General features: G+C 37.2%; 11 protein-coding genes and 1 pseudogene. 6 read left to right on the top strand and 6 right to left on the bottom strand.

From position 1 onward, the window contains the following. Positions 1-845: 845 nt before the first annotated feature. Positions 846-2,798: a fructose-bisphosphatase class III gene (locus tag APS80_RS09560; RefSeq protein WP_059108033.1), complete on the top strand. Its 1,953-nt coding sequence runs from the start codon at positions 846-848 to the stop codon at positions 2,796-2,798. A 460-nt stretch (positions 2,799-3,258) separates the two neighbouring features. Here APS80_RS09560 and APS80_RS09555 read toward each other — a convergent pair whose 3' ends face one another. Further along, complete coding sequence (locus tag APS80_RS09555) at positions 3,259-5,049, bottom strand: cation:proton antiporter (protein ID WP_059108032.1); 1,791 nt, start codon at positions 5,047-5,049, stop codon at positions 3,259-3,261. 468 nt (positions 5,050-5,517) lie between these two features. On the opposite strand from APS80_RS09555, the gene APS80_RS09550 reads away from it, so the two are divergent. From APS80_RS09550 to APS80_RS09540, 4 genes and pseudogenes are all read left to right on the top strand, one after another. Continuing rightward, positions 5,518-6,585: a YkvI family membrane protein gene (locus APS80_RS09550; protein WP_059108031.1), complete on the top strand. Its 1,068-nt coding sequence runs from the start codon at positions 5,518-5,520 to the stop codon at positions 6,583-6,585. Between the two features lie 65 nt (positions 6,586-6,650). Further along, a pseudogene (locus tag APS80_RS11210) lies at positions 6,651-6,800 on the top strand (ISL3 family transposase); the annotation flags it as partial. Positions 6,801-7,340: 540 nt separating this feature from the next. Continuing rightward, on the top strand, positions 7,341-8,756 hold the full coding sequence (locus tag APS80_RS09545; RefSeq protein ID WP_059108030.1) for an anion permease: 1,416 nt from the start codon (positions 7,341-7,343) through the stop codon (positions 8,754-8,756). A gap of 352 nt (positions 8,757-9,108) precedes the next feature. Continuing rightward, complete coding sequence (locus APS80_RS09540; RefSeq protein WP_059108029.1) at positions 9,109-9,846, top strand: CHAP domain-containing protein; 738 nt, start codon at positions 9,109-9,111, stop codon at positions 9,844-9,846. Positions 9,847-9,921: 75 nt separating this feature from the next. On the opposite strand, the gene APS80_RS09535 is transcribed toward APS80_RS09540, so the two are convergent. From APS80_RS09535 to APS80_RS09520, 4 genes are all read right to left on the bottom strand, one after another. Beyond that, entirely contained in the window at positions 9,922-10,515 is a 594-nt protein-coding gene (locus APS80_RS09535; protein WP_059108028.1) for an alpha/beta hydrolase, read from the bottom strand. A 44-nt stretch (positions 10,516-10,559) separates the two neighbouring features. Next, a complete protein-coding gene (gene mhqE, locus APS80_RS09530; protein ID WP_059108027.1) occupies positions 10,560-11,537 on the bottom strand; it encodes a ring-cleaving dioxygenase MhqE in 978 nt (325 codons plus the stop codon). A 74-nt stretch (positions 11,538-11,611) separates the two neighbouring features. Then, entirely contained in the window at positions 11,612-12,046 is a 435-nt protein-coding gene (locus APS80_RS09525; RefSeq protein ID WP_059108026.1) for a MarR family winged helix-turn-helix transcriptional regulator, read from the bottom strand. A 149-nt stretch (positions 12,047-12,195) separates the two neighbouring features. Then, positions 12,196-12,540 carry an antibiotic biosynthesis monooxygenase gene (locus APS80_RS09520; protein WP_059108025.1) on the bottom strand — a complete coding sequence of 115 codons (345 nt, stop codon included), beginning with the start codon at positions 12,538-12,540 and terminating at the stop codon, positions 12,196-12,198. A 300-nt stretch (positions 12,541-12,840) separates the two neighbouring features. Here APS80_RS09520 and APS80_RS09515 point away from each other — a divergent pair, with 300 nt between their 5' ends. Then, on the top strand, positions 12,841-13,119 hold the full coding sequence (locus tag APS80_RS09515; protein WP_059108024.1) for a GNAT family N-acetyltransferase: 279 nt from the start codon (positions 12,841-12,843) through the stop codon (positions 13,117-13,119). Positions 13,120-13,180: 61 nt separating this feature from the next. On the opposite strand, the gene APS80_RS09510 is transcribed toward APS80_RS09515, so the two are convergent. Further along, positions 13,181-13,987 (bottom strand): Cof-type HAD-IIB family hydrolase, encoded by an 807-nt coding sequence (locus APS80_RS09510; RefSeq protein ID WP_059108023.1) that lies wholly within the window; start codon positions 13,985-13,987, stop codon positions 13,181-13,183. Positions 13,988-14,003: the final 16 nt, after the last annotated feature.

Raw genomic sequence — 14,003 nt, 5'->3', positions numbered from 1 at the left:
GATATTAGCACATAATGAAATCGGTTACAATAACATTTTTATAATTAGTGAATAATGAAACTATTTTATGTACTAGCTAACCATTTAGCCCTGTCAGTTATACATTTTTCTGCTCATTGTATAATTAAAGGAATTTATTTTACTAAGTTTTACAACATTTAAAAGTAGAATAATTCTAACTTTACGATAAACAAATAAAAAAAGGATTAACTCCCCTTATCGAGTTAATCCTTCCATATTGATAGAAATTTCTCCCTTTAGTTATGTATACTGGAACTTCTCCCTCGTATTGTTAAGCCTCCAGCAACATAAATGTAACTAAACATTGGTGTGTTTAATTCATCGTTTATTTAAACGCATACCCCTTGATAACGATTTATGATTAGTGATTGTTTATACTGATTTACGCTTTTACTTCTTACACCAATGTATGATCCGTCTATGAATTAGTTACATCATATATTATACAAAAATTCAGATACTTTTAAACCCTTACACAGTGAATTATTATATACTTATGTGAATTAATGAGTTATTTTGCATATATTTTATCTTTCTACATCAAAAATTGATCGAACTTCTATTGCTACATTTGTGAAAATATGAACAATTTACTCCTTTAATCTATTAAAACAAGTGTTACACTTAGATTTTTACATATTTGAGTAACATAACGATTCGCTTTTAAGCATCATTCATGATGACACTTTTACTATTATATCAAAACATACTTGTACACAATTGCTCATATTTTATGATATGTTGGAATTGATCTGATCTATGTGTAAGCGTTTTACTACACATGATGATATAGAGAAAATTACAAAAGATGGAGTGAACGATAAATGACTATGCCGTCATCGAACAAATTAAAAAGCAGATATTTAGATTTACTAGCTAAACAATTTGATAATGAAGAAGCGCTCGCTACAGAAATTATTAATTTAAAATCAATCCTCGACTTACCTAAAGGTACTGAGCACTTTGTCAGTGACTTACACGGAGAATATGACGCCTTCCAACACGTGTTACGTAATGGTTCAGGCAATGTACGTCAAAAAATCTCTGACATTTTCCACGACGAGTTAAGCGAACAAGAAATCAATGACTTTGCGGCGTTGGTTTATTATCCTGAAGAAAAAATCAACCTCGTCAAAAGTGATATCAAAACGAAAGATGCGTTAAACCAATGGTACATTGAAACCATTCACCGTTTAATCAAACTCGTGACATATGCTTCATCTAAATATACACGTACGAAATTACGTAAAGCATTACCTAAAAACTATGTCTTTATTATAGAAGAATTGCTCTATCACAGTAATAAATATAACAACAAATCTTCTTATTATAATACGTTGATGAATCAAATCGTCGAATTAGAACAATCAGACGATCTCATCATTGGTTTATCCTTTACTGTACAACAGCTCGTTGTCGATCATCTGCATGTGGTCGGTGATATTTACGACCGTGGACCTGATCCAGATAAAATTATGGAAACGTTGATCAACTATCATTCTGTAGACATTCAATGGGGGAACCACGATGTGCTATGGATTGGTGCTTATGCCGGTTCTAAGGTATGTCTCGCTAACTTACTTCGCATCTGTGCGCGTTATAACAACTTAGACATCATTGAAGATGCATATGGTATTAACCTAAGACCGTTACTTACATTAGCCGAAAAATACTATGACGGTACAAACGATCCATTCCGTCCAAAACATGCCGACGATTTAGGAGAAGAAGAAAAAGCACAAATCACTAAAATTCATCAAGCGATCGCGATGATTCAATTCAAACTTGAAGCACCAATCATCAAACGTCGTCCGAGCTTTGATATGGAGAGCCGTCTTGTGTTAGAAAGCATTGACTATGACAATCTCACAGCAACACTTTATGGAAAAACATATCCATTAGAACATACATGTTTCCAAACGGTCGATCCTAATGATCCTACTGCGCTCACAGAAGAAGAACAAGAAGTCATCGATAAATTACTCCTATCCGTCCAACAGTCTGAAAAATTAAAACGTCACATGACCTTCTTGATGCAAAAAGGAAAACTCTATTTACCTTATAATGGTAATCTGTTAATTCACGGCTGTATCCCAGTCAATGAAGATGGTGAAATGGAATCCATGGAAATCGATGGCGTAAAACGTTATGGCCGTGATTTATTAGATCACTTTGAAGCTTACGTGCGTTATGCGTTCAATCATAAAGACGTCGGTGATGATTTGGCGACTGACCTCGTATGGTACTTATGGACAGGGAAATATTCATCACTCTTTGGTAAGCGCGCAATGACGACGTTTGAACGTTACTTCATCGCTGATAAAGCTGCACACAAAGAGATTAAAAATCCTTACTATTATTTACGTGAAGATGTCGACATGTGTAAAAAAATGCTCAAAGACTTTGGTCTAGATCCTGAACAAGGCCGCATCATCAATGGTCATACACCTGTCAAAGAAATCGATGGTGAAAATCCAATTAAAGCTGACGGTAAAATGCTCGTCATCGATGGTGGCTTCTCTAAAGCCTATCAATCTACTACAGGTATCGCAGGTTATACACTGTTATATAATTCATTCGGTATGCAACTCGTTGCGCACCAACACTTTAACTCTAAAGAAAATGTGTTACGTAATGGGGCTGATGAATTATCTGTACGTCGCGTCGTAGATAAAGAGCTAGAGCGTAAAAAAATTAAAGATACGAATAAAGGTAAAGCCATTCAACAAGAAATTGATATCTTAAAAGAATTGATGCAAGATCGCTTCTTAAAATAAAGCGCTCCACCCTAATGGTAGATATATTAAGTGATGTTCTACAGATTGCTCACCTGTCCTCGCTTTCCTAGGCGCCTCACTTCAACTAATTTTGGCTATTAAAAAACGCCTTAAATCATTTCATGTATTTTGCCAAAATGGATTTTCAGTTTCGGCTAGATGCCTCAGGAGTCTCGGACGGTGCTGCAATCTTTCTAAGCGACTTTATCCGATTTTTCGGGTGGAGTCGCTTTTTCTTATCTTGCTTTATCTATAATTTCTTGAATTTTTATAAAATCTCACGATTTTACATCCTTACTTCTAACTTAGTAACAGTAATATCCTCATTAGTTTTAATAAATGATTGTTCATAAGCACAACTTGTGTCCTTTAATTTAGTTTTAGGGAAACCACAAAAATGCATCCGTCAAATGAGCCTTAGTCGCTCACTTGACGGGTGCTTTCTTTTTACTATGAGAATTTAATTGTTATAAGCATCTTTTAGGTAACCTATCGTACCTTCTTCAGTATCATTGAAGTTTGTGTTGTTACGTTTTAATGTGACTGTATTCTCTTCATCAATGTGATAAAGTACCATATCATTGTCCGTTAATTGATTTTGTTTATCTGCTGCAATTTCTTGGATTTCGTGATCTTTCACAAAATCATCGAACCATTTCGCCGTCATTTCTTGATCAAACAAGATGTGATTTTGAATGGGTCCATTGATGTTTTGACGCGCACGTTCATCGTTAAATGCAATCGGCATCATGTCTACATTTTTCAGACCAAACTCTGGTACAAGTTCATTAAATGCCAATGTGTTTAAGACGAATGATTTTGCCATCAATAGACATTTATCATAACGTGTTAAATCAGCGTAAATACGATCATTACTAGATAAGAAGTTACCTTCGAAGACTTCAAAGCCATCATTTTTCGCACGTTCTTTTGTATTAGAGAATAGGCTGAACATCATCACTGGAATGTCGTGCTCACGTAATTTAGAGCCGAGTTCAAATGAAAATTCGCTATCACCAATAAGAATAACGCCAGGTGGTTCTGTACTTGATAACCCCATCGCTTTACTCAATGGAACGAAACCAAAGCCATAGATGACAACGGTCACGAAGACAAGCCCGAATGTAACTGGCATGATAAATTCTGCCATCGGTGCATTATCTTCTACGAATAAACCTGCAAAGAATTGAGCTACGGTAAGCACAACGATACCTCTTGGTGCCATCATACCTATCATGAGACGTTCACGTAGCGAAATTTCGGTTTTGATTGTTGAAAGTAATACAGAAATCGGTCTGACTAACACGATCATCACGATACAGAAGACCACGAGTTGCCATGATAAGACACTTTTTAGAATGTCTAACGTTAATGAAGAAGTGATTAAGATAAAGACCGTTGAGACAAGAATCGTTGATGCATTATCAATAAAGTGATCTGACTCTTTGAAGAGTAAGTCGTGACGTTTTAGACGTGCCATTGCTAAACCAAAGATCGTTACAGCAAGCAATCCTGACTCTGGTAAGATTTCATCACAGATACCAAAGATGAGTAAAATAAACACAAATTGGATCGGTGGCATCAAGTTTTGCGGAATCTTATCATGCTTCACGAGTTTCATAAATATGTAAGAAGCTAATAAGCCGATTGCTACAACGATAAGCAATGTAAGAATGTAACCAAAGATCGTTTCTAACGCAAAGCCTTTGTCTACGATATCAAAGACATAGAATGCAGTTAATGCGACCATTGGACCGACTGGATCGAGGATGATACTTTCCCAACGTAAGATCGAGTCGATACTATTCCGTACTTTACCTTGTTTTAATAGGGGTTGAATCACGGTTGGGCCTGTGATTAAGAATAAACCACCTAATACGAGTGAGATTTCTACAGGGAAATCTAAAATATAGTGTAGTGCGACAGCGCCAAGCAACCATGCAATCGCTGCACCGACCGTGATAATCCGGCTGACTGCTTTGGAGACGCCTCTTAATTCTCTAAAATCAAGATTACTACTACCTTCAAATAAAATAATCGCTACCGCGAGCGAGACCATAGGTGAAAAGACATCTTCACCTAACGTTTCTTGTGGGTTGACTAACCCTAAGATCGGACCAATGAGAAGTCCAACAATAGACATCACTACAATCGATGGCCATTTAATCTTATCTGCCAGCCATTGACTGAAGACACCGAACGCAATGAAGATGACGATGACTAACATGATTGGTAAATCTAATAGCGACATTGTTTTCCCTCCAATTTCTCAAACGATATGCATAAAGCATATGACTACTTATCATTTATATTTTATTGTAAAAACTTATGATATCAGAATTTAAAAGTCTATGCATCGAAACATGCATATTATTTTTTACTTTTACAATCCTCTATATACCCTAATTTTAATAAACTATTGCACTATGTTTCAAAATCGTCATGATATATGATTGTATATGTTACTTTTCGATGTTCGCTCACTTCATACGTTCAAAGCTTGTATGCCCCACCTCATATTCACTTCATATGACAGGATTTGTCCGACTGACTGAATCAAATGACGTTGTGTTTTCCTGATGTAAACAATTGTTTACTGAACAATGACTTTTTATTTATTTTCCCCACTAAATAAGTTACAATGTATACTTGTTGTTTATTAAATAATGAATATTAATATGATTAATACATATATAATATAGAAAGGATACATCTCATTTTGTCTTATTTAAAAGAAATCATCACCGTTGCCTTTGCCTTTGTAGGGGTTGTCGTAGGGGCAGGTTTCGCAACAGGTCAAGAGATCTTTCAGTTCTTCACAAGTAACGGTGGATATAGCGTTTGGGGTATCCTCATTACAGGTGCCCTCGTCACTTTAGGCGGTATTTTTGTGATGTATACTGGATATCATTTAAAAGCGAATAGTCATTCTGAATCAATTCAGTATTATTTAAAGCCAGGGATAGCTAAAGTCTTTGATTTGGTCTTAACGTTATTTCTCCTCGCCTTGGCAATGATTATGACAGCAGGTGGCGCTTCAACGATTCATGAAAGCTTCGGTGTTCCTTACTGGTTGAGTTCACTCATCTTAATCATTGCGATTCTGTTAACGCTTTGTTTGAAATTCGATCGCTTAATTTCAGTACTCGGCATTGTCACACCATTTCTAGTCATCATCGTTGCGATTATCGCGTTTTACTATTTCACAACCGCAGACCTGTCATTTGATGAAGCAAAAGCATACGCAAACGCACATCATACAGATAGCAATTGGTGGTTTGACGCACTGAACTATGCCAGTCTTCAAATTGCTGCTGCCTTTAGTTTCCTATCTGTCATGGGCGGTCGCATTCATAAAGTACAAAGTACGATTTGGGGCGGCTTACTCGGTGGACTTATTATCACATTCTTATTATTAGTATTGAATCTGGGTATGGTCACAGAGTTCAAATCAATCGTTGATGTGTCCTTACCTTCATTATTACTCGCCAATCGTATTTCACCCATTTTAGGCGCAGCGATGTCACTCGTTATGGTACTTGTCATCTATAATACAGTCGTCGGGTTAATGTACACCTTTGCATCTCGTTTTACAACACCATATTCAAAACGATATTACCGATTACTACTCATCATCAGTTTGATTACTTTTGCGACGACATTTATCGGATTTATTTCTCTTATTGGAAAAGTATTCCCGGTGATGGGCATCTTCGGTTTCATTCTTCTCATCCCTATCCTATGGAAGGGATTTACGCAAAAACCATCACGTCATTCTCAGTCATAATGCACATTCAATCACTTCTTTCATATATGGTCGGCAAGTCTTTGAGCTTGTCGACTTTTTATGAATTAACCAAAAAAATTAAATTGGTTAAGCGTTTATCCTACGGTTATCGTAACTTTGACTTCTTTAAAAATAGGATTTTTAATATCTTTAGACTTTATAAACGAGATAAGAAAAAGGCGACTCCACCCGAAACATCGGATAAAGTCGCTTAGAAAGATTGCATCACCGTCCGAGACTCCTGAGGCATCTAGCCGAAACTGAAAATCCATTTTGGCCAAATACATGTAGTAATTTAAGGTATTTTTAATAGCCAAAATTAGTTGGCAGTAGATGACTGGATTGAAGATGCGCTTAATTGAGCTTTTTCAATCCTAGTCATCCTTGCAGGGGTGGTACAACGAAATCTTTATACAAGATTTCTGTACCTCTCCCAAGTGAGGCGCCTAGGAAAGCGAGGACAGGTAAGCAATCTGTAGAGCACCACTTAATATATAGTGACATTTTCCCACCTTAAATGGTGGAGAGACATTTTTTTATCATCTCATTTAGCCTTTACTCCTTCTCTTCATGCCGCTATTTACTTTTGTTGCTGAACTCAATATAATAACTTTGATAACTATTCTCAATTAATTTCCGGAAAATGTAAACGCTTAATGCAATCCTCAACTAACTACTATATAATTAAATTAAAGCTCAAATGCTATACAATTTTTTTAAATTAACGCTAATACATATGAGAAAGGTGAAAAGATGTGGATGCAAAAATAAATTACAAAAAAATAATTCTTCCTATTGCAGTCGGGATTATCATTTGGTTACTCACGCCATTTAAACCCGCTGCCCTTGATGATACAGCTTGGCGTATGTTTGCGATATTCATCGCGACAATTATCGGTTGTATCACGCAACCTTTACCCATTGGTGCAGTCGCTATCATCGGTTTTACTGTCGCTGTTGCTACAGGAACAGTCGATATCGATACTGCAGTTCAAGGTTTCGGTAATCCGAGTATTTGGTTGATTGCGATGGCATTCTTTATTTCTAGAGGCTTTGTCAAAACAGGATTAGGTCGCCGCATTGCCTTACAATTCGTAAAGTTATTTGGTAAGAAAACATTAGGATTAAGTTATTCTCTAATCGGTGTCGATCTGTTACTCGCACCTGCAACCCCAAGTAATACTGCGCGTGCCGGCGGAATTATGTACCCGATCATCAACGCATTATCTCGCCAATTCGGTTCTAAACCTGAAGACGGCACAGCACGTAAAATGGGTTCATTTTTAATATTTACAGAATTCCACGGAAACTTGATCACTGCTGCCATGTTCTTAACAGCAATGGCAGGGAACCCACTCGCACAATCATTAGCACAACATCAAGGTGTTAATATTACATGGATGAATTGGTTCCTTGCAGCGTTAATTCCTGGTCTTATCTCATTGATTGTGGTGCCACTGATTATCTATAAAATCTATCCACCACAAATCAAAGAAACACCAGATGCGAAACCATGGGCAGACAATCAACTCGCAGACATGGGCAAAATGAGTCGAGATGAAGTATTTATGATCAGCATTTTCCTCATCGCCCTCTTGTTATGGGTACTCGGTTCAACCCTTGGCATTAATGCAACTCTTGCTGCCTTTATCGCACTGTCATTATTACTACTCACAGGTGTGTTAAATTGGTCCGACGTATTAAAAGAAACAGGTGCTTGGAACACACTCGTATGGTTCTCAGTCCTTGTCATGATGGCCGATCAATTAAATAAACTTGGCTTCATTCCTTGGTTGAGTAAAGCCATTTCAGGTCAGTTACACGGTTTAAGTTGGCCGATTGTACTCGTGATCTTAATTTTATTCTATTTCTATTCACATTATCTTTTCGCAAGTTCAACGGCCCACGTCAGTGCGATGTATTCTGCATTACTCGCAGTGGCAATTGCGACAGGCGCACCACCATTATTCAGTGCCTTGCTACTCGGTTTCTTCGGTAACTTGATGGCTTCTACCACACATTATAGTAGCGGCCCTGCGCCGATACTCTTTTCATCCGGTTACGTATCTCAAAAACGCTGGTGGACCATGAATGCACTGCTTGCATTCGTTTACTTTATCATCTGGCTCGGACTCGGTTCGCTCTGGATGAAACTGATCGGTTTTATGTAATTTAATGCACGCAAAACTTATTTAAGCACGACTTCTGTTTTGATTAACGATACAGAAATCGTGCTTTTTTTCGTGAAAAATTCGCCTATATACCATGAGAGTTATCAGTTTAATTACAGCAAACCGATGAATTTTACATAATTTTTCATAGAAACGGAAGAATATTTCTTGCACATTACATCTTAATATTCTTCCTATTTTTTGTAACTTCAAAGTTATTTCACTGTAATTTACAGCGCTAAATCATATGTTACAGTACACAAGGTAAGTTAATAAAGCAGAGAGATAACGCAAGAAACGTAAATATATAAATAAAAGAATCTAAAATTAATATTGGGAGGATTTATTCATTATGAAAAAATTAGCTACAGCTACAATCGCAACTGCAGGAATCGCTACAATCGCATTTGCAGGTCAAGACGCAGACGCAGCAGAAAACAATAATCAATCTTCTTATAACTATTCTTATACAATCGATCAAAATGGTAACTACAACTACGACTGGCAAGGTAACGGAAACGACGGTTACAGCTATACTTACACTATCGATCAAAACGGTAATTACAACTATGACTGGCAAGGTACTCCAGTAAATAACAATCAATCAGCACAAAACAGCAATCAAACAAGCACTCAATCTTATACATCAAACAACACTGGCGGTAAAGGTGCGAAACCCGCTTCAACAACTTCAGATAAAAGCTATCATGTAAACACTGAATCAGCACCTTCAAACGGTGGACAATCACTTTCTCAAGCTTCTGGTTCAGGCAACAACACATACACTGAAGGTCAATGTACTTACTACGTATACGACCGTGTTGGCGGTAAAATTGGACAAACTTGGGGCGACGCTAGCAACTGGGCTAACGCAGCAGCTCAAGATGGTTACTCAGTAGACAACTCACCTAAATCAGGTTCAATCTTACAATCAACTGCAGGTTCACATGGTCACGTGGCTTATGTAGAAAATGTAAACAATGACGGTTCTGTAGAAGTTTCTGAAATGAACTATGGTCACGGCCCTGGTGTTGTATCACAACGTACAATCTCAGCTGACGAAGCTTCTTCTTACAACTACATTCACTAAGATTGAAATATCAAATAGAGGCGGAGCATTTACCCCTGAGGTAAGTGCACCGCCTTTTTTATGACGTCATATTTATTATTGTGCTAACAGTTTTTGTCCTGCTTCAATACCTTCTCTTGATAACTCATGACTGTTGACCCACACCGTTTCAACATTCGCGCCGTGTTGTTTCAACAGTGAAATCAAGCGTTTACTTTCTCGTACTGGACTGATTGGATCTCGTTCTCCAGCAGAGATTAAAATATCCATATGGCTTAAGTCAATTTCATTTGTAACAGGTAATGGATACAATGGTGCGTATAATAAAGCTTTATGAAAATCAATACGTTCATCAAAAATCATGTTCAGCGCAATGTTAGAGCCATTAGAAAATCCTACGACAACTGCTTGTTCAAGATCAAACTCATATTGCTGTGCAGCATCTTTTAAGAATTGTATTAAACGATCTGTACGAAAATTTAAATCTTCAATATCATATTTCCCTTGACCATGACGTTTAAAGAATCTATTCATACCATTCTCTGAGATTTCACCTCTCACGCCCAAAATATTGTAAGATGGGTTTAAGTTTTGAGCTAAAGGAATGAGGTCGTTTTCGTCGCCGCCTGTGCCATGTAATAAGATAAATGTAGGTGCATCGGGCGCACCTTGTTTAAACACGTGTTCCATGATTCTATTCCCCCTCTTAGATTTGTGATGACTTGCTACATCTCTTATTGTACATCATCATCGTGGTTGCGTGAGGTATCAAAGTGTCTAATTTGAGATTCGATATAGTCACGTTGAGGTTCTAACATCGGTGGTAATGAGAGTGTTTCACCAAGTGTTTCGTATGGTTCATCTCCCATGAATCCAGGTCCGTCTGTAGAAACTTCGATTAAAATGTGACCGATACGTGCATATAGAGCTTCGAAGTAGTAACGATCTACGAGTCCTGAGTTAACGACACCTAATTCTTTATATTTATCAATCCATTGCATGATCGCATCATGGTCTTCTACTCTAAATGAGACATGGTGCACTTGACCGTAACCTGGTTGAGCAAACGGACCGTCTGCATCTTTACGTAAGATGACTTGGCCACCGTTGCCACCTTCTCCTACGTTAAGCAACACAGCATTGCCTTCTTCTGCAACAGGTTTCATACCATAAATATTTTCTAAGATTGTTTTGAAGTCATCAAAATAGCTGACTGTAATTTCTATTGGTCCTAAACCATAGATGGCTTTATCTTCTGGTACTGGGCCATTTTTCCAAGGTTCACCTGGTGCAACCCCTTCATTATTTTCATCAGAAACAAGTTGATAATTTTGGCCATCGCTTTCTTCAAATGGAAGTACTTTTTTACCGAATACAGTTTGAATGTCTTCATGTTTCACATCATAATCATCAAAACGTTGTGCATAGTATTCAAGTGCTGCATCGTTTGGCACTCTGAATGATGGTTTCGTAATCGCATTTGTACCATTTTTACCTTCAGGGACATCAGGGAAATCGAAGAATGTCATATCAGTACCTGGGTGACCCACATCATCCGCAAAGAATGTATGATAAGTGTAAATATCATCTTGGTTTACTGTTTTTTTAACGAGTCTCATACCGAGCACTTCTGTAAAGAATTTATAGTTACGTTCTGCATCGTCAGTCATCGCAGTGACATGGTGAATACCTTTTAATTGATTATTTGTCATGAAATATCCTTCTTTCTTTATTGTTATTTATCTCTAATTCGAGATATTTTCAGCTAAAAATTTTAAGTGCACAGCTACACTTGAGTGGTTTGAGCACTTAATTTTTTTAAAACATGTTGTAAGGTGGTTAATTCGTCGTCTGTCAGCATCGAAAAACTATCCGTAATGATTTGTGCATGTGTCGGGAAAATCTCTTCCATTAAGCTCTGTCCCGTTTCAGTTAAATGAACTAAAGTCACACGTTTGTCTTGTACGTCACGTTGTCGTTGAACTAACTGCTTACGCTCTAAGCAATCCACGACATAGGTTATACTGCTACTCGCAATTAACACACGAGATCGAATACGTTGAACCGGTTGCGGCCCTTTATTAAATAAGAGCTCTAGCACGCCGAATTCTGTAATATTCAAATCGTGTCGCTTCGCATCTTTCGCTACAATGTTTGTCAGTGTATCAATGGTGCGATTCAATCCAACAAATGCATTTAACGATCGTTCGGTTCGATCCATACTCATCACCTCAATTTATTTCGAATTCGAGATAAAGTATATAGCATGTTTGTTATTAAGTCAACAGTTTAGTTTTTATACCGATTGATACGAAAAAACACAGCATAAAATCTAAGCTACTTAAACTTTATACTGTGTGCATTTGGTTATTATGATTGATATTCTGCGTTTGTATCATTATTGTAATGGTAACCGATGTCATACGTAGTAACGGTATTATTCATAATTGGACTTTCACTCTGCTGTGAATTTGTGCGTACATTTTTATGTGCCTCTTTAAATACATCAGATGTGAGCCACGTTTTAAATGCTTTTTCTGAATCCCATACCGTTAAAATTTTAACTTCGTCTGCATCTTTTAAACCATTCGTTTGAGTGACGAACATTTCTTTAAATCCATCTATCGTTTCAATGCCTTGACGATTATAAAAACGTTGAATCGTCTCTTCAGCTGAACCTTTTTTCAATTCTAATTTATTCTCTGCCATAAACATATTAAAATCTCTCCCTTTGTTAACCCCTATCATACCTATAACAGAAATGTATGTGTAAACTTGAGTTTATGATTGATTAAGTTACTTCGAGTATAATTGGTTTTGATTATCATTGTCAATTAAGTTTTATACAAGAGACAGCATTGCGTATTAAAATTACTGCGTTTGTAATTCATTCTACCGGGTAAAATATGAATATAGCGGTTGATAATGACCTATGTTTCAATCGAGGTTGAATTACAACCACTCACATTTATTTTCCTAATGACAATCACGCGAAAATATATAGGAGATGATTTTATGGCTGAAATTAAACAAGGCGATCATCAATTCTACATTGGTGAAGACGAACAAAATCCAGATGCAAAAATCACTTTTAGAACCGTAGACGATAGCACAATTAATGTTGATCATACGGGTGTACCTGAATCAATGGGCGGTCAAGGTATCGGTACTCAACTCGTATCCGCTGTCGTTGACTATGCACGCGACAATAACTTAAAAGTTCAAGCAGATTGTCCATTTGCGAAAAGTGTCTTCGAAAAACATGAAGACTTTCAAGATGTCTACGCAAAATAAACCAAACGACATAGCAGAGAGCTGGTCCCTTATCGGATCAGCTCTCTTTGCATATGATATTCTAATGTGCTGAGTTCAATACAACTTCATCAATGATGTATAAGACGCCTTGATGATTATTTGACGGTGCAACATGTTGAGCCGCTTTAAATACATCCTCATCCTTCGCGTTACCCATCACATAACTATGAGGTGTGAGTTGTAACATATCTAAATCATTATTTGCGTCACCAAATGTCATGAGTTCATCAGCGGTTAAACCAAGTTTTTGTAATAAACGTTTTAGCGCAAACCCTTTTGTAACGCCTGGTTGAATGACATCAATACTGTCATGTCCACTTGAAACAAGTCTGATATCATCTTCAAATCGTTCCGCAATATCTTCATCTAAAGTCGGATGTGTTTCCCTATTGACGTTAAATGCGATTTTCACAAATTCATCTTCTGGTAATGGATTAAATGACTCCACTTCTTCTAATTGGCGGTAATAAAAATGCACGTTCTCCTTAAATGCTTGTGGCGTATCTTTTAAAATATAAGCACTGTTTAAACCACACACGATAATTTCCTTATACTCGCGTGCTTTCACTAAATAATCAATGACATCACGATATATCGCTTGATCAAAGGCATGATAATCGATGCGTTCATCTCCATGGTATAACACAGCACCATTCTCTCCGACAAAGTACATCTCACGTTCTCCAAAAATCGAACGTAACTTTGCATATTGGTTTCCACTCGCTGCAATAAATGCGATATTCTGTTCTTTAAGTTGTTGAAAAATACGTTCAAAACGCGGTTGATCGAACGTTTTCTCATCTGTTAAAAATGTGCCATCCATATCTGTGGCGATCGCTTTAATCATTCCATACCCCTCTATT

Origin of the sequence: Staphylococcus auricularis (assembly GCF_001500315.1) — a bacterium.
Classification (GTDB): Bacteria; Bacillota; Bacilli; order Staphylococcales; family Staphylococcaceae; genus Staphylococcus; species Staphylococcus auricularis.
Note: the sequence above shows the minus strand (reverse complement) of the source record. Positions and strands in the feature narration are given on the sequence as shown.